Source organism: Zoogloea sp. (assembly GCF_041911615.1).
Taxonomy (GTDB): Bacteria; Pseudomonadota; Gammaproteobacteria; order Burkholderiales; family Rhodocyclaceae; genus Zoogloea.
This window is the reverse complement of sequence record NZ_JAYROR010000127.1, coordinates 49,187-69,171: the sequence shown is the minus strand read 5'-3', so window position 1 is coordinate 69,171 and position 19,985 is coordinate 49,187. Positions and strand designations below refer to the sequence as shown.

Here is a 19,985-nt window from a genome sequence, read left to right as displayed (position 1 = left end):
CCTCGACGCCCTCGCCGACGCACTGGCGCAGCTCGTTGCCCTGCTCGACGCCCGCCTGCCCCCCGCCCCCGCCGAGGACATCGCCGCCGGCACCCTCGACGACGCGGCCTTCGCCGCCGCCGCGGCCGCCCTACTCAAACTCATTGAAGCCGCCGACGGCGCCGCCCCGGCCGCCCTGCGCACCCTCCGACCCGACCTGACTACCCGATTTGGGCTTGAAAGCACTGCAAAAATCACCAACGCCATGCAGCACTACGATTATGATGAAGCGTTAGCCATCCTGCGCCATCTCCTCGACCCGCGGCGTAGTCCGCAGACCGGAGCGCAACCCTGATGCAATCCATCGACAGCCACCGCCCTCTCATTCTCGTCGTCGACGATGCGCCCGATTCCATCGAACCCATCGTCGACTGTCTGCATCGCGCCGACTTCCGCACCCGCATCGCCACCAGCGGCAGCCGCGCGCTGCAGCTTGCCGGCGACAAGCCGCTGCCCGACCTCATCCTGCTCGACGTCACGATGCCCGACATGGACGGCTACGAAGTCTGCCGTCAGCTCATGAACAACCCGGCGACCGCCAGCATCCCGGTGATCTTCCTCACCATCCGCAACGAGGAAACCGACGAGCAGCGCGGCTTCGACGCCGGCGCGGTGGACTACATCACCAAACCGATCAGCCCGCCGTTGGTGCTCACCCGCATCCGCAACCACCTCACCCTCAAGACGGCCAGCGATTTCCTGCGCGATCGCAACAGCTACCTCGAACACGAAGTCACCCGGCGCACCCGCGAGCTCTCGCTGATCCAGGACGCCACCATCGTCGCGATGGCCTCGCTGGCCGAAACCCGTGACAACGAAACCGGCAACCACATCCGCCGAACCCAGAGCTACCTGCGCGCCCTCGCCCGCCACCTCCAGACCCATCCCCGCTATGCCGCCGAGCTGACCGACGAGAACATCGATCTGATGTACAAGTCGGCCCCGCTCCACGACATCGGCAAGGTCGGCATCCCCGACCGCATCCTCCTCAAACCCGGCCGGCTCACCCCCACCGAGTTCGAGGTCATGAAGACCCACACCACCCTCGGCCGCGACGCCATCAACCGCGCCGAAGCGCTCTTCGGCGTCTCCGCCAGCTTCCTGCGCTTCGCCAAGGAAATCGCCTACTCCCACCAGGAAAAGTGGGACGGCAGCGGCTACCCCCTCGGCCTCGCCGGCGAACGCATCCCGCTCTCCGCGCGCCTGATGGCCGTCGCCGACGTGTACGACGCGCTCATCAGCAAACGCGTCTACAAGCCGGCGATCAGTCACGCCGACGCCGTCGAGATCATGCGCGAGGGCAGCGGCAAGCATTTCGACCCGGCCATCATCGACGCCTTCCTCGTCCTGCAAGGTGAGTTCCTCGCCATCGCCCAGCGCTTCGCCGATCGCGACACCGACCCGGCCTCCGAGGCCGAACGCCTGCGTCTCGTGTTCGGCGGCTGACACGACACCCCGCGCGGCTCAAGAAAGCCACCCTGGCATCCGTTAAAGGGCGGCCGGAGACGAATCCGGCCAACCCGCTTTCGCCCGCCAGGAGACCCGATGCCCGCCAGTCCGACGCCCCGCGCGGTGATCCCCTTCCTTCGCCGCTACGGGCTGGCAGCGGTCGTTTTCCTCCTCATCCTCGCGCTCACCCTCGACAACTACCGCAGCGCCATCCACGACGAGGCCGACGCCACCCGCGAGCGCTTCCGGCAGATCGCCCAGGAGCAGGCCTACCACCTGCGCCAGCGCACCGACAACCTGGTTCGCGAAGCCGACGTCCTGGCCCGCCAGCTCGCCTTCGCCCCGGACGAATCCCGCGCCCATTTCGGCGAGATCGTCGCCCCGCTGCTCAGCCGGCAGCCCGAGATCCGGCGTCTCGGCACCCTCCGCCTGCAACCCGGCGGCGCGACGCCCGGCGCCTTCGCCAGCTTCACCATCGCCGACACCACGCTGCCCCCGGGGCTCGACGACAACCTGCAACGGGCCGCCACCCATCCCAGCAGCATCGCCACCGAGCCCTACCCGATCACCCGCCCCGACGGTACGCCCGGCACTGCCCTGCTGATCCTCAGCCCGATCACCCGCCAGCCGCTGCCCCCCTTCAAGGCCGACGAAGTCCTGTTCATCGAGGTCGCCGTCGACCCCCTGATCGACCAGGCCCTGCGCGCCTCGTTCTCCCGCGAGATCCAGCGCCGCCTCGATCTCGAGATCGTCGACAGCACCACCGTCGAACACGTCGTCTATCGCAGCCCGGGCTTTCGCATCGGCAGCAGCTCCTTCGCCGACAGCATCAGCGTCGCCGACCGCCAGTGGCTGCTGATCGCCACCGCCGACCGCATCATCGAAACCCTCGACCCGAGCCAGGAAGCCGGGGCCCAGTTGTTCTCCGGACTCTCCCTGGGCTCGCTGGCGGCCTTCATCCTGTACGTCCTGCAGACCCGCGCCGAGGCCATCCGGCGCCAGGTCGACGAGAAAACCCTGGCCCTCGGGGACGCCAACGCCTCCCTCGAGCAATACGTCCAGGCCCTGGGCGAAACCAATCGCCTGCTCGAAAGCGAAGTCGAGAAGCACGCCCGCTCCGAAAGCCTCCTGCGCGAGACCACCACGCTCCAGCGGGCGATCCTCGACTGCGCCGAATACGCCATTGTCTACACCGATTCGTCCGGCGTGATCCGCGTGATGAACCCCGCCGCCGAACGCCTGTTCGGCTACCGCGCCGACGAACTCATCGGCGTCCAGACCCCGCTGATCTTCCACACCCCCGAGGACATCGCCCGCTGGACCCTCGCCCAGCGCGTCAGCGGTTTCGCCGCCGTCGCCGCCGCGGCCGAGAACAGCGGCACCCGCGAGATCACCCTGCGCCGGCGCGACGGCAGCAGCTTCCCGGCCAACCTCAGCATCTCCGAAGTGCAGGACACACACCATCAGGTGCGCGGCTACCTGGGCATCGTCGCCGACATCACCCAGCGCCACGACGCCGAGCGCCGCATCCGCCACCTCGCCCACTACGACAGCCTCACCTCGCTGCCCAACCGCACCCTGCTCGGCAACCACCTCGCCGACGTCATCGCCAGCGCCCGCGAGCGCCAGCGCCGCGCCGCCGTGCTGTTCACCGATCTGGACCGCTTCAAGTACGTGAACGACACCCTCGGCCACCACGCCGGCGACGAACTCCTGCTCGCCGTGGCCCAGCGGCTGCGCACCTGCGTGCGCGACGGCGATCTGGTCGCCCGCACCGGTGGCGACGAATTCGTGATCGTCCTGGGCAACCTCGACGAGGGCAGCGTCCCCCAGGACATCGCCAGCCGCATCCTCACCAGCCTCGCCGAGCCCTTCGTGCTGCACGGCCGGCGCTTCACCATCACGCTGAGCATCGGCATCGCCCTCTACCCCAACGACGGCCTCGACGGCGCCGCCCTCATCAAGAACGCCGACGCCGCCATGTACCTCGCCAAGGAGCGCGGCCGCAACAACTTCCAGTATTTCGACCACGGCCTGTCCGAACGCTTCAGCGAACGCCTGGAGATCGAAAACCGCCTGCGTCACGCCATCGACGACCAACAGTTCGTGCTGTTCTACCAGCCCCAGGTGGACACCCTCAGCGGCGAGCTGATCGGCATGGAAGCCCTGATCCGCTGGCGCCAGCCCGACGGCAGCATGGTGCCGCCCGACACCTTCATCCCGATCGCCGAGGAATCCGGCCTGATCGTCCCGATCGGCGCCTGGGTGCTCCGCGAGGCCTGCCGCCAGAACCAGGCCTGGCAGCAGGAAGGCCTCGGCCGCGTGCCGGTCGGCGTGAACCTCTCGGCCCGCCAGTTCGACGACGCCGGTCTGCTCGACAACATCCAGTCGGCCCTGGCCGAAAGCGGCCTGCCTCCGGCCTACCTCGACCTCGAACTCACCGAGAGCCTCGTCATGCGCAACCCCGAGCACACCCGCAGCGTGCTCGCCGAATGCCGCAAGCTCGGCCTGCAGCTCTCGGTGGACGACTTCGGCACCGGCTACTCCAGCCTCTCCAACCTCAAGCGTTTCCCCATCGATCGCCTGAAGATCGACCGCTCCTTCATCGACGAGATCGTCACCCAGGCCGACGACGCCGCCATCGCCCAGACCATCGTCGCGATGGCCCACACCCTGCGCCTCGAAGTCATCGCCGAAGGCGTCGAGACCGACGCCCAGCTCGCCCTGCTGCGGCGCTGGCGCTGCGACGCCTACCAGGGCTACCTGTGCAGCCGCCCCCTCAGCGCGGCCGACATGACCCAGATGCTGCGCACCCGACGCGCCACCCGCGAGATCTCCCTGGCCGTTGCCTGAGCGCCGCCCGGACGGCTAGAACAGGTACTTGAACAAGTACAGCGCCACCATCCCCACGCCAATGGTCGCCAGCACGTTGCCGGTGCGCCACGCCACCAGCGCGGCCACCAGCGCCGCCCACGGCTTGGGTGCGGCCAGCGCCAGCGTCACCTCGCCGCCCTGAACGAACAGCGCACTCGCGGTCAACGCCGCGAAGCTCGCCGGCGCGATGTGGCGGCACAGCGCGTGGAGCCAGGCCGGCAGATTGCGGCTCGCCAGCAGCCCGATCATCGCGTAGCGAAACGCGAAGGTCGCCAGCCCGACCGCCACCAGCAGGCCGATCAATGCCGGCGTGCTCATCGCCCGCCCTCGCCGCCACGGCCCCGTCCGACCGCCCATACGCCGGCCAGCAGCCCCAACACGATCGCCACCACCAGCCCCAGCTTGAACGGCAGCGCCGCCAGCGCCAGCGCACCCAACGCCGCCACCAGCGCCGCCGCCCGCCCGGCCCGATCGCGCATCAGCAGGCTCAGCAGCGCGATGAAGGTCAGCGGCACCGCGAAGTCGATGTCCCACTCCGCCGGGATCGTCGCCCCAAAGAGCAGGCCCGCCGCCGTCGACGCCTGCCAGGTCGCCCACAGCGTGGCCCCACAGCCCAGGAAATACCAATGCCGCAGATCGGTCCGCTCGCCCGGTGCCGGCTTCGCCTGGTAGCGCAGGATCGCCACCGCGTAGGCCTCGTCGGTGAGCAGGTACGCCAGCAGCAGGCGCCACCGTCGCGGCAGGTGCCGCACGTGTTCGGCGATCGACACGCTGTAGAGCAGGTGCCGCAGGTTCAGCAACCCGGTGGTCAGGCCGATCGGCAGCGCCCCGGCACCGGCCGCCAGCATCTGCACGATCACCAGCTGCGCCGCGCCGGCGAACACCACCGCCGACGCCGCCTGGGCCAGCCATGGAGGCATTCCGGCCGCCAGCGCGCCAATGCCGAACAGCATGCCGAAGGGCACCACGCCCAGTTGCAGCGGCGCCTCGTCCCGGCAGCCGGCCAGGAATTCAATGAGTTTGGGAGACATGGAATCAGCAGGAAACCGCCGCGCCGGCACCCGGCGCGGCAGGGATCAGAACTTTTCGGAGGGCGCGCGGGTGCCGCCCCCCGGGCCGCCGACACCGTCGCGCAGGGCCTTCATGGCGTCCAGTTCGCCGTGACGGTCGAAGTCGAAATCGCCGTAGGCGCCGGTCACCAGACGCCCCTTGAGGCGGTACTCGAACGTCTCGCGTCCCTTGCCCAGCGCCTTGAACTGGCGCAGCAGCCCGGACAGGCCCGCCGTCGCATTCACCTCCACCTGCGCCTCGCCCAGCGCCGGCACCACCACCGGCCGGTTGCCCACCCCTCGGGCGAACGGCTCGCCGCCCAGATCCAGGGTGAAGCTGAGTCCCTGCACCGGAATATCGAAACGGTTCGGATTGGTCACCCGCAGGCTCAGCAGGAAGCGCTGCTCCACCAGGTTGCCCCCTTCGAGCCGGATGTCGGCCAGCGACACCTCGGGCTTGAGCGGACGCAGCGGCGTGCCGGCGCATCCACCCAGCCCCGCCAGCGCAACGGCGCCACAGGCCGCGACGCCCAGCGCCAACAGGCGACGGCGACTCGCGCGGCTCACGACAACCGCTCCAGCGGCGCTTCGAGCACCCGCAGCAGACTGGCGGTGTCGAGCCGGCCGCCGCCCAGGCCCATCAGCGCATTGAGCTGCTGCCAGGTCTGGGCCGCCACCGGCAGCGGCGCCCCAAGCTCACGCGCCGCGTCCATCAGGATCGCAAAATCCTTGTGATGCAGCCGCGCCTGGATGCCGGCCACGAAATCCCGACGTGCCATGCGTCCGCCCATCACCTCCAGCACCCGCGATCCGGCCGACCCGCCCGCCAGCGCCTGCACCACCTTGGCGGCGTCCAGCCCGTGGGCGCCGGCCAGGCGCATCGCCTCGGCGCAGGCCTGGATCGCGTTCACCATGATCATCTGGTTGCACGCCTTGGCCACCTGCCCGGCGCCGGCGTCGCCAACATGCACCACCGTGCGGCCCAGGCAGTCGAACAGCGGGCGCACCCGGGCCAGCGTCGCCGCCTCGCCGCCGGCCATGATTGCCAGCGTCGCATCGCGCGCCCCCACCTCGCCCCCCGAGACCGGCGCATCCAGCCAGCCCACGCCGCCCTCGGCGTAGCGGGCCGCCAGCGCGCGGGCGGTGGCCGGCGCGATGGTGCTCATGTCCACGTGGATGCCGCCCGGGGCGAAGCCCTCGATCAACCCGCCCGGCCCCAGCGCCAGTTGCGCCACGTCGGCGCTCGCGGTGACGATCGAGATCACCACCTCGCTGCGTGCCGCGAGTTCGGCCGGCGTCGCGCAGGCCACGGCGCCGGCGGCCACGATCTGCGTCGTTGCCTCCGGCCGGCGCGCCCAGACCGCCAGGTCGTGCCCCGCCTGCAACAGGTGGCCCGCCATCGGCAGCCCCATCACCCCGAGTCCGATCAATCCGACCCGCATCTCAGCCCCCCCGACAGGCCTTCGAGCAGCTTCAGCGCGGCGACGGAATCCTCCTCGCCCATGCCACTGCCGACCATCGCATTGAACAGCTGCGCCGTCGCCGCGCTGGTGGGCAGCATCAGGCCCAGACGGTGCGCCTCCTGCACGACGATGTTCATGTCCTTCTGGTGCATCCACGCCTTGAAGCCCGGCTTGAAGTTGCGGTCGAGCATGCGCTGGCCGTGGTTTTCCAGAATGCGGCTGTAGGCGAAGCCGCCCAGCAGCGCCTCGCGCACCTTGGTGCCGTCCACCCCGCTCTTGCGCGCGAAGTTCAGCGCCTCGGCCACCGCCATCACCGTCACGCCGGTGAGGATCTGATTACAGGCCTTGGTCACCTGGCCCGCGCCCGAATCGCCGATCAGGTTGACCGACTTGCCCATGCAAGCCAGGACCGGCTTCGTCCGCTCGAAGGCCGCCGCATCACCGCCGACCATGATCGTCAGGCCGCCGTTGATCGCGCCCACCTCGCCGCCCGACACCGGCGCATCGAGCATCGTCACGCCGACTTCGGCGAGCCGCGCGGCGATGGCCTGGGCCGCCGCCGGGGCGATGGTGCTCATGTCGATGAAGACGAGGCCCGGCTTCGCGCCCTCGGCCACACCGCCGGCGCCCAGCGCCACCTGCTCCACGTCGGCCGCGTCGGACACCATCGAGATCACCACATCGCAGGCCGCCGCCACCGCCGCCGGGCTGGCCGCGCCCTTGGCGCCGGCTTCCAGCAGCGGCGCCATCGACTCGGCCCGGCGCGCCCACACAGTCAGGTCGAACCCGCCCTTGAGGATGTTGAGCGCCATCGGGCGCCCCATGATGCCCAGACCGACGAAACCGACTTTCATGAGAAACCCCCGCATCGAAAAACCGAGAGGTTAGCGGGGGGCGCCGGCCGTGGGAAGCCTGCCGCCCACCCGACCACCCATGCGGGGCGGGCCACTCACTCGATTTTCAGGCTCAGCGCGTCCACCGCGAAGCTGGCCGTGGCGAGTTGCAGCCCGTCCGACGGGGCGAAAGCGTCGAAGCGAAAGGCGCTGAAACCCGCCAGACGAAAACCGAAAGTCGCCAGCAGGTTCTTCATGCTCACGTCGCGCAGTTCGAGGCTCGCCTCGTTCATGGCACCGACGCCGCCATTGGCCAGTTGCTTGAAGGCCGCGTCGCGCCAGATCGGGTAGTCGGCGCCTCCGACACTCACCGTCAGCGCGCTGCAGCGCGTCGTGCCCGGCAGGCGCGGCCCGCCAGCGCATAGGCCTGACCGTCGATTTCCAGGTAAAGCACGCTGGCCAGATTGGCCGCGATGGGTCTTGCCGGCATCTCGATTCTCCTCGTCGCCCGTCCCGTGCCGGCCCGGGACGGGCGCAGCCCTCAAGGGCAAGATAGTTCGCGCCACGCCGCTTGGAAAGGCGCGCCGCACGCACCCGCCCTCGCCCTGGCGGCGGCGCCCCGCTACACTCGCCGGGTTTTCCACGCAGCCACGCTCCCCACCATGTCCTACGCTCCCTTCATCAAGGAAATCGGCCGCGGGCCGAAAGGCTCCAAGCCCCTCACGGTCGACCAGGCCGAATCCCTCTTCGGCGACATGATGGACGGCAAGGTGCCCGATCTCGAGCTGGGCGCCATCATCCTGTCGATGCGCATCAAGTCCGAATCCCGCGACGAGCTGCTCGGCTTCCAGCGCGCCCTCGACGCCCGCACCGCCCCGGTGGCGGTACCCGCCGGCCCGCGCCTCGTCGTGCTGCCCACCTACAACGGCGCCCGCCGCCAGGCCAACCTGATGCCCCTGGTGGCGCTGCTGCTGGCCCGCCAGGGCGTGCCGGTGCTGATCCAGGGCCGCCACGACTTCGACAGCCGGGTGAGCCCCTTCGAACTCCTCGCCGCCCTCGACATCACCCCGGCCGCCGACATCCCCGCCGCCGAGGCCCAGCTCGCCAGCCGCCGGCTCGCCTGCCTGCCCCTCGACGCCCTCGCCCCCGGCCTCGACCCGCTGCTCGCCCTGCGCCCACGCCTCGGCGTGCGCAACAGCGCCCACACCCTCGCCAAGCTCCTCGACCCGGCCCCCGGTCACAGCGTGCGGGTGGTGTCCGTCACCCATCCCGAATACCTCGAGCGGATGCACGCCCATCTGGTCGCCCAGGGTGGCGTCGCGCTGCTGCTGCGCGGCACCGAGGGCGAAGCCTTCGCCAACCCGCGCCGTCGCCCCCAGCTCGAAGCATTCGCCAACGGCGAGGCGCGCATCGCGTTTCCGGCCGAAGAAGGCGGCGCCCCGCCCATCGAAGGCCTGCCCGACAACCCCGAGGTGCGCGCCAACGCCGCGCTGATCCGCGCCATGCTGGCCGGCGACACACCGATTCCGCAGCCCATTCTCGACCAGGTCGCCGCCCTGGCCACCCTTGCCGCCACGCCGCGCCACTGAAATCCACAAAGCCCGTCTGTCACCGGTCAACATTCCTGCCGATCGTCATTGACCTTTCATGTCGCTCTGCTTAACTGAGCTCAGAGCGTTTGTCATTCCCAGTGGCCGCCCCCGTGCGCGGTCCGGAACCCCCCAGGAGAACGACCATGAGCAAGAAGGCGCTGTGCATCGGCATCAACGACTACCCCGGCACCCAGAACGACCTGTCCGGCTGCGTCAATGACGCCAACGACTGGGCCGCCGCACTCACCGCCCGTGGCTTCGGCGTCACCAAGCTGCTCGACGCCCAGGCCACCAAGGCCGCGATGGTCGCCGCCATGCGCAACCTCATCGCCGGCGCGGCCAAGGGCGACACCGTGGTCATCACCTATTCCGGGCATGGCACCTGGGTACCCGACCAGAACGGCGACGAGCCCGACGGTCGCGACGAAGCCCTGTGCCCGTGGGACATCGGCAGCGGCCAGGTGCTGCTCGACGACGAGCTCGGCGTGATCCTCCAGAATCACGTCGCCGGCGTGCGCGTGCTGCTGATCTCCGACAGCTGCCACTCCGGCACCGTCAGCAGGGGCGACGACAGCGACCTCACCCCCGGCCTGCCCCGTGCCCGTTTCCTCCCACCCGAAGTGTGGATGAAGCCGGAAGACCTGCCGCCGCCCACGCCGCGGGGCCTGACGCTGCCCAGCGTCAGCGGCCTGTCGCGCAGCGGCGGCGACCTGCTGATGGCCGGCGCCAAGGACGACCAGTACAGCTGGGACACCAGCTTCAAGGGCCGCCCCAACGGCGCCTTCACCTACTACGCCCTCAAGACGCTGGCCAGCCTGCCTGCCGGCGCCTCCTACACCGACTGGTTCAAGGCCATCACCCCGGCCTACCTGCCCACCAACCAGTTGCCGCAGGAACCGCAGCTCTTCGGCAGCCGCACCGCCCGGGCCTGGAAGGTCTTCGCCTGAGCGGCACCGCGCCCGCCCCGACCTGACCCGGTTCGCCGGGCCAGGCCTCGCCGGCCGACCACGCCGGCATCCGGCGCGCCGCCCCCGCGCCAGTCCGCCGTGGAGCACTGAATCGTGAGCACGCCCCGCATCCGCTTTTCCGCCGCCCCATCCGGCACCGAGTCCACGGCCCGGGCACGCCCCCCGCTGCCGGGCCTGCTTCACCCCCCTGGCAGCCGCGGCGGCGGCGCCAGCCTCGACGACCCGCTCCTCGCCAACGTCGTGGCGACGCAATCGTGGACGCTCGACGGCACGGCACGCAGCGGTCGCGGCGAGACCGTCGAACTCCCGCCCGATAGCGCCGACACCCGCGTGCTCGCCCTCGAAGCCAGCGACGGCACCACCATCTTCCTGCGTGCCGACGCCCTCGCCGAACGCCTCGCGCAGCGCGCCCGCGCCAGCGGCGAGGTACAGGGCAGCCTCGACACCGTCGATCTCGACGCCCTGCGGCCCCGCGAAGGCACCAGTCGCGGCGTGGGCGACTGGATCTGGCACAGGCTCACCACCCTCGTGATCGGCGACGACGGGATCATCGACGCGGCCCGGGACAAGCTCGCCGAACTCACCGGCAAGATCGGCGAGGATCTCGCCGTTGCCGCCGGCACCTGGGCCGGTGCCAAGGCCATCGTGTGGGCCGTCGAGACGCGCGGACGCAACGCTCCGGGCCTCTACGCCTGGCAGGGCGGCGCCCTCGACGGCGGCGCACGCCTCGCCGACGACGCCCCGCAACTCCAGGCCCTGGCCAGCAAGCCGGGGCTGATCTTCATTCACGGCACCGGCTCCCACACCCTCGGCGCCTTCGGCCGTCTGCCGGACAGCCAGAGCTGGCCCGCGCTGGCCGAGCACTTCGAGGGCCGGCTGTTCGGCTTCGAGCACCACAGCTTTTCCGACAGCCCCATCGACAACGCCCTGGCGCTCGCCACGCTGCTGCCGAAGAACGCCCGCATCTCCCTCGTCACCCACTCCCGCGGCGGGCTGGTGGGCGACCTGCTGTGCCTCGACGCCAGCACCACCGGGAAGCCGGTCCTCACCGAGCTCGCCCAGGCCTATCGCGCCCCCGGCCACCAGCAGGACAAGCGCGCCGACGACCCAGCCACCCAGGCGGAACACGCGGCCTTCGTCGCCCTCGAGCAGAAAAAGCTCGGCACGCTGATCCAGCTGCTCGCCGAAAAAAACCTGCAGATCGAGCGCTACGTGCGCGTCGCCTGTCCCGCACGGGGCACCGCACTGCTCAGCGAGAACCTGGACATCTTCCTGTCCGGTCTGCTCAACGTGATGCGCCGGCTCGGCGATCTGGGCGTCGGCCTCGCGGTGGGCGCCAGCCAGGGCCCCACCGCCGGCTCGAAGGCCACCGCGGCGGTCGACAGGGGCATCTCCGTGCTTACCCGCATCGTCCTCGAGATCGCCAAGCGGCGCCTGCGGCCCGAGTTGCTACCCGGCATCGAAGCCATGCTGCCGGACGCGCCGATGGGCAGGCTGCTGGCCCTGGCGCCGGCCCGGCCCGGCCTGCGGATGGCCGTCGTCGCCGGCGACATCGAAGGGGGCGGCCTGCTCCAGCGGCTGGGCACGCTGTTCACCGACCGCAAATTCTTCGACCAGGCCGACAACGACCTCGTCGTGGACACCGCCTCGATGTACGGCGGCCTTGCCGGCCAACGCCCCACCGAGGCCCGCGCGATCTTCGTGCAAGGCCCCGGGGTCAGCCATTTCCGCTACTTCCGCGACGACACCACCACCGCCGACGGCCACCCGCTGCCCGCCGCCCAGCTCCGCTGGCTGACCGACGCCGCGCCGCTGGCACTCGCCGAGTGGATCACCCCGGCGCTCCCCGACGACCGCGAAGCCGTCCGGCCGCCCGAGGCGCCGAGCCTGGCTCGCGGCGTGGCACCCGAATCGGCGCCGCTGCTGGTCTTCCTGCCCGGCATCATGGGCAGCAAGCTCAACGCCGACGGCGCCCGCGTCTGGCTCGCGCCGCAGCGCCTGGCCTTGGGCGGCATCAGCCAGATCGCCATGAACACCAAGGCGAAGGTCACCGTGGACGGCCTCATCGGCATGGCCTACGGCGATCTCTACGCCCATCTGGGCCGGACCCACGTGCTGGAATGCTTCGATTACGACTGGCGCCAGCCGATCCTCGACCTGGGCAAGGCGCTCGCCAGACGGCTGCGCGAGCGGGTGCCCGACCCATCGAAACGCCCCGTGCACATCCTCGCCCACAGCATGGGCGGCCTCGTGGTGCGCGCCGCCTTCGCCCAGGACGAGACCCTGTGGCAGGACATCGCCGCCCACCCCGACAGCGCGCTGCTGATGCTCGGCACGCCCAACCGTGGCTCCCACCTGTTCGTCGAGACGCTGCTCGGCCAATCCGACACCATCCGCACCCTCGCCGGATTCGATCAGCGCCACCGCCTGCAGCAGATCCTCGACATCGTCGCTGCCTTCCCCGGGGCGGTCCAGCTCCTGCCCGCCCCGGGCTTCATCGACACCGGCGACAGCCAGCAGCACGCCTACTACGAGCGTTCCACCTGGGACGCGCTCGCCGCCGTCAACGACGATTTCTGGTTCGGCAAACAGCTCGGCGGCAAGCCCTCCGAAAAGCGCCTGGCGGATGCCAAGACGTTCTGGAACACGGTGAGCGACACCCGCTGGGTCGGCACCGCCACCGACCGCATCGCCTACGTCTTCGGCCAGCGCGACAACACGCCCTGCGGCATCCTCAAGCAGGTGGATGGCGACGGCAACGCCATCGGCATCGTCCTGCGCGGCACGCCGGACGGCGACGGCTCGGTGACCTGGGCCTCGGGCCGCCTGGCGGGCCTGCCGGACGAGCGCCAATGGCTCATGCCGGCCGACCACATGGGCCTCACCAGTACGCCCGAATTCTTCGACGACATCACCGCCCTGCTGACCGGGGGCGTCCCCCGCAAGCTCGGCAAGCTGCCGACGAGCCGCGGCGAAGCCACCGCCGCCACCGTCATCAACTACCGCGCCGCGCCGCCGCCCGGCTTCCCCAGCGAGGCCGAAGCCACCGCCACCGCGCTCGGTGGCCGGGTGCGCCGCGGGCCGCCGCGCGGCAAGGCGCGGCTGCGGGTCTCGGTGATCGCGATGGATCTGCGCTTCGTCCAGGTGCCGGTGCTGTGCGGCCATTACCGGGGTGACCCCATCGCCGGCGCCGAACGCATCATCGACCGCAACCTCGTGGACGGCGCCCTCGCCCAACGCCAGCGCCTCGGCATCCATTCGGGCGAGCTGGGCAACGCCAGCATCGTGCTGATGCCGCGCACGCCCGAAGAACGCTGGCGCGGCACCGGCCGCGGCGCCATCGTCGTCGGGCTCGGCGAGATGGGGAAACTGTCCGCCGCCGGCATCACCGAAACCGTGCGTGGCGGCGTGCTGCGCTATCTGCTCCACGCCACCGACCGCCACGGCGACGAACAATTCACGCCGACGCGCCGCGGCGTTCCCGCCCTGGACCCGAACCAGCCCCTGCCCCTCAAGCTCGCCAGCCTGTTGATCGGCTCCAACTCGGCCCTTCAGCTCGACGTCGCCGACGCCGTCAAGGCGGTCACCCTCGGCGTGCTGATGGCCAACCACGACTTTGCCGGCGGCAAGTCCGGCGACGGGAGCCCGCCTCCGCGTCGCGCGCGGGTTGCCGAGCTGCAGTTCATCGAGGTGTTCCGCGACAGCGCGATCTCCGCCGCCAATGCGGTGAGCCAGCTCGACACGGCGCTGGCTACCGAACTGCCGGGCCTCGACCAGCAGCTCGACCTCGCCGACCAGCTCGCCTTCGGCCAGGGCGTGCGCCGGCGCCTCAGCGTCTCGCCCTTCTCCGACTACTGGCCGCGGCTGGTGGTGTGCGACGCCGACCGGGACGAGACCGGCTGCAGCCCCGAGTGCTACACGCCGCGCTTCCAGTCGCCGATTCCGCCCGACACGCTGCGCCAGATCCTGCGCCTCTACGGCTGCGGCGACACGCTCGCCGGCCGCCGCCTGCCGGTGCCCACCGGGCTCGACGACGCGCCCTCGCCGAGCATCGCCAACCGCCTGAAGTTCATCTACATGAGCGACAAGGCCCGCGCCGAGAGCGTCGTCCCGCTACGCCAGCCGGGCGCCGTCGAAACCCTGTGCCAGAAAGCCTTCGAAGGGGGCGACCCAACCCGCTACCTGCCCGCCCTGAGCTTCGGCAACACCTTGTTCCAGCTGCTCGTGCCGGTGGAGTTCAAGGCCGCCGCACGCCAGACCGGCAATCTGATCCTGATGGTGGACGGGGCCAGCGCCAATCTGCCCTGGGAGATGCTCGAAGTGGATGGCAAGCCGATGGTGCTGTCCACCCGGGTGGTGCGCCAGTTCGTCACCGCCCGCTTCCGCCACCAGGTGGTGCGCACCGACACCCTGACCGCCTGCGTCATCAGCAACCCGAGCACCGACGGCTTCCACGCCCAGTTTGGCGGCCCCGGCTGGACACCGCGCAACAAGCCGGACGGCAGCCCCGAACCGGACTGCCTGCGCGACCTGCCGGGCGCCACCGCCGAAGGGCAGGTGGTCCAGCGCGTGCTCGGCGAGGCGGGCTACGCCGTCACCCCCGTGCCGCCGGGCGCCAGCGCCGGCGACGTGTTCGCCCGCCTGTTCGCCCGGCCGTACCGCATCCTGATGATCTCCGCCCACGGCATCCACGCACTCCAGGCCGCCGACGGCAGCTACCGCAGCGGCGTGGTGCTCTCCGACGGCTTGCTGCTCTCGGCCAGCGAGATCGGCCTGATGGAGAACGTCCCCGACCTGGTCTTCCTGAACTGCTGCCATCTGGGCAAGATCGGCCCCGAGGCCGGCACCGGCAGCAACCGGCTCGCCTACAGTCTTGCCCGCGAACTCATCGACATGGGCGTGCGCTGCGTCGTGGCCGCCGGCTGGGAGGTGGACGACACGGCAGCCCACACCTTCACCGAGGTGTTCTTCGACCAGATGGCGAACCGCAACGCCGGCTTCGGCGACGCCCTGCGCGAAGCACGCCGCGCCACCTTCGCCGCCCACCCCGAGCGCAACACCTGGGGCGCCTATCAGGCCTACGGCGACCCCGCCTTCCAGCTCAAGGTCCAGCGCGGCCCCGAGCCCGACGACCGGGCGCTGCGGGCCCCCGACGAACTGCTCGACTGGATCGAACAGCGCCGGCTCGACAGCCAGCTCATCCACACCGCTGCCGCGCGCCCGACCACCGGCCGCAGCCCCCGCGACCCCAGTTACAAGGAACTCGAGCAGCGCCTGCGCCGACGCCTGAAGCACGTCCCCACCGCGTGGCTCGACATGCCGGAGATCAACGAAGCGCTCGGCCGGCTCCATGCCGAGTTCGGCGCCGAGGGCTTCGCCGCCGCCCGCGCCGCCTACCTGCGCGCCATCAGCGACGACTCCAGCCGCGGGCTGGTACCCATCGCGGCGATCGAACAGCTCGCCAACCTCGAAGCCCGCCAGGCCCAGCGCCTGGGCGAAAAGGGGCAAACCGACGCCGCGATGGCCCACGTGGACGACGCCATCGCCCGCCTGCAAGCCCTGCTGGCGCTCTCCGCCGACAAGCCTGCCGATCCGGCCGGCAGCGCGGCCACCGACCGCGTCAACACCGAGCGCCTCGCCATTCTGGGCAGCGCCTACAAACGCAAGGCAATCGTCCTCGCTCACGCCGAACAACCCTGGCAGGCTGTGGCGGCCGAGCTCGCCCTGGCACGCGACGCCTACGCCCGCAGCGCCGGCCAGATGACGGGCAGCGCCGACTGGAACCCGTACAACTACCTCAATCAGATCCAGCTCGACGCGCTGCTGGGCACCTGCCCGGCCGACCTCGCCGACGCCCTCGCGCAGTGCGCCGAGGCCGCCAACGCGCGCTTCGGCCGCAGCTATGCGTTCTTCGACGCGGTGATGCCCGCCGACGCCGAAGTCGCCCGCTGGCTCCACACCGGCGAGGGCGACGTCCAGCGACTCGCCTGCGCCTACAACGACGCGATGCGCGGATTGACCCGCAGCCGGCGCGAGCTCGATTCCGTCATCGCCCAGCTCCGCATCCTGGCCGGACTGCTGCGCTGCCGCGTCAAGAGCCTCGCCGGCGACGCGAGCGCCCCGGACGCCCGGCGAATCCAGGTGCTGGACGAACTCATCGTCACCCTCGGCGAAGAAATCCCGCCCCCTCGCGATGGCGGCCCGGGCGCGCCCACAAATGGTGCGAGTCCGGCGACGACGCCCGGCTGACGCACCGCCTTGGGCCTTGCCCGCCCCCCGTTCCGGTGCCGCGGCCCCACCGGAACGGGCAAATGACGTGTTTCCTCCCATGGCACATGGTTTGCTTTGCAACACGCATCAAATGGAGCTGCCATGGCCGAAACGAAATCCACCTGCTGTTACTGCGGCGTAGGCTGCGGCGTCATCATCGAACACGAAGCGGGCCGCATCGTCGGCGTGAAAGGCGACCCGGATCACCCTGCCAATTTCGGCCGCCTGTGCACCAAGGGCGCCACCCTGCACCTGTCTGCCGCGCCCGAAACCCTCGCCGCCCGCGCCCTCTACCCCGAACTGCGCCCGAGCCGCGCCGACGCCCGCCAACGGGTGAGCTGGGACGTCGCCCTCGACACCGCCGCCGAGCGTTTCGCCGCGATCATCGCCATACACGGCCCCGACGCCGTGGCCGTGTATGGCGCCGGCCAGCTCCTCACCGAGGATTATTACGTCTTCAACAAGCTGGTGAAGGGCCTGATCGGCACGAACAACCTCGACACCAACTCCCGGCTGTGCATGTCGAGCGCCGTCGCAGGCTACAAACTGAGCCTGGGAGCCGACGCGCCCCCGTGCAGCTACGACGACATCGCCCACACCCGGGCCCTGTTCATTGCCGGCAGCAACACCGCCTTCGCCCACCCGATCGCGTTTCGCCGTATCGAGGACGCCCGCAAGGCCAACCCCGACATGAAGCTGGTGGTCATCGACCCCCGCCGCACCGACACCGCCGAAGCCGCCGACCTGCACCTGGCGCTGCTGCCGGGCACCGACATCGCCCTGTACAACGCCATGCTCCACGTCATGCTGTGGGAAGGCTGGGTGAATCGCGACTACATCGAGGCCCACACCGAAGGCTTCGACGCCCTCAAGAAGATCGTTCGCGAATATTCGCCGGCCATGGCTGCTTCGATCTGCGGGCTCGACCGTAAAGCCATCGAGCAGGCGGCCCAGCTCTTCGCCACGTCGCCGGCCACCTTGTCGATGTACTGCCAGGGGCTCAACCAGTTCTCCTTCGGCACCCACAACAATTCGGCGCTCATCAACCTGCACCTCGCCACCGGCCAGATCGGCCGACCGGGTGCCGGCCCGTTCTCGCTCACCGGGCAGCCCAACGCCATGGGCGGGCGCGAAGTCGGCGGGCTCGCCAACCTGCTCTCGGCCCACCGCGACATGGCCAATCCCGACCATCGCGCCGAAGTCGCCGCCTTGTGGGGCGTGGACAGCGTGCCCGCGACACCGGGCAAGAGCGCCGTCGAGCTGTTTCAGGCACTCAGGTCGGGCGAAGTGAAGGCGGTGTGGATCGCCTGTACCAACCCGGCCCAGTCGATGCCCGACCAGACACTGGTCCACGAAGCCCTGCGCAGCGCCGAATTCGTCGTCGTCCAGGAAGCCTTTGGGCACACCGAAACCTGCACCTACGCCGACCTCCTGCTCCCGGCCAGCACCTGGGGCGAGAAGGATGGCACCGTCACCAACTCGGAACGCACCATCAGCCGCGTCCGAGCCGCCGTGCCCCCGCCGGGCGAGGCCCGCCACGATTGGGCGATCGTGGTGGATTTCGCCCGGCGTCTGGGCATCCGCCTCGGCAAGGAAGCCCTTGCCGCGCGGATGTTCCCGTACGCCACGCCCGAAGCCGTCTGGAACGAGCACCGCGCGTCCACCCGCGGCCGCGATCTGGACATCACCGGCCTCAGCTACGCCCTGCTCGAGAACGAAGGCCCACAGCAATGGCCTTTCCCGCCGGGCGCGCGCCGCGGCAAGACCCGACTCTACGAGGACGGCGTCTTCCCCACCCCCAGCGGCCGCGCCCGTTTCGTCGCCACCGAACACCGCATCACCGCCGAATCGCCCAGCGCGCGCTACCCGCTGCACTTGAATACCGGCCGTCTGCGCGACCAGTGGCACGGCATGAGCCGAACCGGGCTCGTCGCCCGCCTGTTCAGCCACGAAGCCGAACCGCTGCTGCACATGCACGCCGACGACATGACGCGGCGCCAGCTTCGCGACGGCGATCTCGTGACGGTAAAAAGCCGGCGCGGCGAAGTGGTACTGAAAGTCGCCCCGTCGGCCACGCTGCGGCCCGGCCAGTGCTTCGTGCCGATGCACTGGGGCGCCAACGCGATGGGCGGCCAGGGCATCAACGTGCTCCTACCCGCCGCGTTCGATCCCCATTCGAAGCAGCCCGAACTCAAGCACGCCGCCGTACAGGTCGAGAAATACACCGCCGGTCAGGCCCTCGTCGTCCTTCGACGCAGCGAGGCCGACGCCGAAGGACGCCTGCAGCCGAATCCGCTGGCCGTGATGGAACGCCTGCGCCGGTGGCTTCCCCGCTTCCCCTACGCCAGCCTGACCCTCGCCGGACGCACCGCGCCCGTCGTCGTGTTCAAGGCCCGGGGCGACGAACTGCCGCCCGACGTCCTCGACGCCCTCGACCGCGAACTGGCCCTCGACGACCCCACGCGCGTACTCTCCTACCAGGACAGCCGCAAGGACATCGCCAAGCGCGCGCGGGTCGAAGGCGACTCCCTCGCAGCCGTGCGTCTGGCCGGCGAAACCCGTGCCGCCGAATGGCTCGCCGACATGATGGTGCAAGGCCATTCCGCGGCCGCGGTGCGCCCGTGGCTGCTGGCCCCGCTGACTCAGCCGCCGGCCGGCCAGGCGGCCCGGGGCAAAGTCGTCTGCAACTGCTTCGACGTCGCCGAGGACGACATCGTTGCCGCCTTCCGGGCAGGGGAATCCCTCGAAGCGTTGCAGGCCCGCACCCGCTGCGGCACCAATTGCGGCTCCTGCGTGCCGGAGCTCAAACGCCTGCGGCAGGGCGTCGCGACCTGAGCCCACGCACCCCGCACAGCACGAACCGACATCAGCGGTCGAACGGCCAAAAGAAAACGCCGGGCTTGCCAGCCCGGCGTTTTCATCTTGTCCACACTACATCATCCATCCGACCGTCGGCGACATCTCCCGGCGCGAGAGGCCCGCGCAGTCATGATGCCGCACACGCGGTGACTCAGCCCGTCTTACCGAGCTTGCCATCGACGAAGTCGACCAGCGAACCCACGGATGCGAAGGTTGAACCGTCGATCTCGTCATCCTCGATGACGAAACCAAAATGCTCTTCGAGGATGTTGATCAATCCCACCACCGCCATCGAGTCCAGATCCGGCAGCGCGCCCAGCAGCGGCGTGTCGAGATCAAACTGGGCTGCAGCGCCGCCCAGGCTCAGAACCTCGTCGAGAATCGACAGCACTTCCTTCTTCGTATCCAAAAGTCACTCCAGTCCGGGAAACCAAACGCAAAACCGGGCGAAACTCCCACGCCGAGCCATGCGACCTTGCAACAGCAAGCCTTTATCATTATAAGCGACAAGGCCACATTCGGAACCGTGATCTAAGTCGTACCACGCCCCCGCCCTGGGCGCCGACGCAGCACGCAACCCAAATCGGGC

The 19,985-nt window shown here is 70.2% G+C and carries 14 protein-coding genes; 7 read left to right on the top strand and 7 right to left on the bottom strand.

Going from position 1 to position 19,985, the window contains the following annotated elements; translation table 11 throughout:
• The 3 genes from ACE3P2_RS17025 to ACE3P2_RS17015 all read left to right on the top strand — a co-directional run.
• On the top strand, nucleotides 1-334 hold a 334-nt coding region (locus ACE3P2_RS17025), incomplete at its 5' end, for a hypothetical protein (protein ID WP_374266641.1).
• Nucleotides 334-1,485, top strand: coding sequence for an HD domain-containing phosphohydrolase (locus tag ACE3P2_RS17020; protein WP_374266639.1), 1,152 nt, complete (start codon nucleotides 334-336; stop codon nucleotides 1,483-1,485). The genes ACE3P2_RS17025 and ACE3P2_RS17020, both read left to right, overlap by 1 nt.
• 99 nt (nucleotides 1,486-1,584) lie before the next feature.
• The gene (locus ACE3P2_RS17015; protein ID WP_374266637.1) at nucleotides 1,585-4,341 is read left to right on the top strand and encodes a putative bifunctional diguanylate cyclase/phosphodiesterase; all 2,757 of its coding nucleotides are present in this window, start codon (nucleotides 1,585-1,587) and stop codon (nucleotides 4,339-4,341) included.
• 15 nt (nucleotides 4,342-4,356) lie between these two features.
• Here the strand turns inward: ACE3P2_RS17015 and ACE3P2_RS17010 are convergent, their stop codons facing one another.
• The 6 genes from ACE3P2_RS17010 to ACE3P2_RS16985 form a co-directional block, all read right to left on the bottom strand.
• A complete protein-coding gene (locus ACE3P2_RS17010) occupies nucleotides 4,357-4,680 on the bottom strand; it encodes an AzlD domain-containing protein (RefSeq protein WP_374266635.1) in 324 nt (107 codons plus the stop codon).
• Nucleotides 4,677-5,393 carry an AzlC family ABC transporter permease gene (locus ACE3P2_RS17005; protein WP_374266633.1) on the bottom strand — a complete coding sequence of 239 codons (717 nt, stop codon included), beginning with the start codon at nucleotides 5,391-5,393 and terminating at the stop codon, nucleotides 4,677-4,679. The genes ACE3P2_RS17010 and ACE3P2_RS17005 overlap by 4 nt, the downstream gene beginning before the upstream one ends.
• A gap of 45 nt (nucleotides 5,394-5,438) precedes the next feature.
• A complete protein-coding gene (locus ACE3P2_RS17000; protein ID WP_374266631.1) occupies nucleotides 5,439-5,978 on the bottom strand; it encodes an LEA type 2 family protein in 540 nt (179 codons plus the stop codon).
• A complete protein-coding gene (locus tag ACE3P2_RS16995) occupies nucleotides 5,975-6,853 on the bottom strand; it encodes an NAD(P)-dependent oxidoreductase (protein ID WP_374266629.1) in 879 nt (292 codons plus the stop codon). Before ACE3P2_RS16995 ends, ACE3P2_RS17000 begins: the two co-directional genes overlap by 4 nt.
• Nucleotides 6,838-7,728 (bottom strand): NAD(P)-dependent oxidoreductase, encoded by an 891-nt coding sequence (locus tag ACE3P2_RS16990; protein WP_374266627.1) that lies wholly within the window; start codon nucleotides 7,726-7,728, stop codon nucleotides 6,838-6,840. Before ACE3P2_RS16990 ends, ACE3P2_RS16995 begins: the two co-directional genes overlap by 16 nt.
• Before the next feature lie 95 nt (nucleotides 7,729-7,823).
• A complete protein-coding gene (locus tag ACE3P2_RS16985; RefSeq protein WP_374266625.1) occupies nucleotides 7,824-8,078 on the bottom strand; it encodes a hypothetical protein in 255 nt (84 codons plus the stop codon).
• Nucleotides 8,079-8,369: 291 nt separating this feature from the next.
• On the opposite strand from ACE3P2_RS16985, the gene ybiB reads away from it, so the two are divergent.
• The 4 genes from ybiB (at nucleotide 8,370) to ACE3P2_RS16965 (ending at nucleotide 19,372) form a co-directional block, all read left to right on the top strand.
• Nucleotides 8,370-9,296: a DNA-binding protein YbiB gene (gene ybiB, locus ACE3P2_RS16980; protein WP_374266623.1), complete on the top strand. Its 927-nt coding sequence runs from the start codon at nucleotides 8,370-8,372 to the stop codon at nucleotides 9,294-9,296.
• A gap of 146 nt (nucleotides 9,297-9,442) precedes the next feature.
• Nucleotides 9,443-10,246 (top strand): caspase domain-containing protein, encoded by an 804-nt coding sequence (locus tag ACE3P2_RS16975; RefSeq protein ID WP_374266621.1) that lies wholly within the window; start codon nucleotides 9,443-9,445, stop codon nucleotides 10,244-10,246.
• 114 nt (nucleotides 10,247-10,360) lie between these two features.
• The gene (locus ACE3P2_RS16970; protein WP_374266619.1) at nucleotides 10,361-16,516 is read left to right on the top strand and encodes a CHAT domain-containing protein; all 6,156 of its coding nucleotides are present in this window, start codon (nucleotides 10,361-10,363) and stop codon (nucleotides 16,514-16,516) included.
• A 123-nt stretch (nucleotides 16,517-16,639) separates the two neighbouring features.
• Nucleotides 16,640-19,372 carry a molybdopterin-dependent oxidoreductase gene (locus ACE3P2_RS16965; RefSeq protein WP_374266617.1) on the top strand — a complete coding sequence of 911 codons (2,733 nt, stop codon included), beginning with the start codon at nucleotides 16,640-16,642 and terminating at the stop codon, nucleotides 19,370-19,372.
• A gap of 175 nt (nucleotides 19,373-19,547) precedes the next feature.
• Here the strand turns inward: ACE3P2_RS16965 and ACE3P2_RS16960 are convergent, their stop codons facing one another.
• Nucleotides 19,548-19,805 (bottom strand): acyl carrier protein, encoded by a 258-nt coding sequence (locus ACE3P2_RS16960; RefSeq protein WP_374266615.1) that lies wholly within the window; start codon nucleotides 19,803-19,805, stop codon nucleotides 19,548-19,550.
• Between the last annotated feature and the right edge of the window lie 180 nt (nucleotides 19,806-19,985).

Bases quoted from the DNA above. Each gene is read 5' to 3' on its own strand.
- ACE3P2_RS17020 (WP_374266639.1), top strand. From the start codon at position 334: ATGCAATCCATCGACAGCCACCGCCCTCTCATTCTCGTCGTCGACGAT.
- ACE3P2_RS17015 (WP_374266637.1), top strand. From the start codon at position 1,585: ATGCCCGCCAGTCCGACGCCCCGCGCGGTGATCCCCTTCCTTCGCCGC.
- ACE3P2_RS17010 (WP_374266635.1), bottom strand. From the start codon at position 4,680: ATGAGCACGCCGGCATTGATCGGCCTGCTGGTGGCGGTCGGGCTGGCG.
- ACE3P2_RS17005 (WP_374266633.1), bottom strand. From the start codon at position 5,393: ATGTCTCCCAAACTCATTGAATTCCTGGCCGGCTGCCGGGACGAGGCG.
- ACE3P2_RS16995 (WP_374266629.1), bottom strand. From the start codon at position 6,853: ATGCGGGTCGGATTGATCGGACTCGGGGTGATGGGGCTGCCGATGGCG.
- ACE3P2_RS16990 (WP_374266627.1), bottom strand. From the start codon at position 7,728: ATGAAAGTCGGTTTCGTCGGTCTGGGCATCATGGGGCGCCCGATGGCG.
- ybiB (WP_374266623.1), top strand. From the start codon at position 8,370: ATGTCCTACGCTCCCTTCATCAAGGAAATCGGCCGCGGGCCGAAAGGC.
- ACE3P2_RS16975 (WP_374266621.1), top strand. From the start codon at position 9,443: ATGAGCAAGAAGGCGCTGTGCATCGGCATCAACGACTACCCCGGCACC.
- ACE3P2_RS16965 (WP_374266617.1), top strand. From the start codon at position 16,640: ATGGCCGAAACGAAATCCACCTGCTGTTACTGCGGCGTAGGCTGCGGC.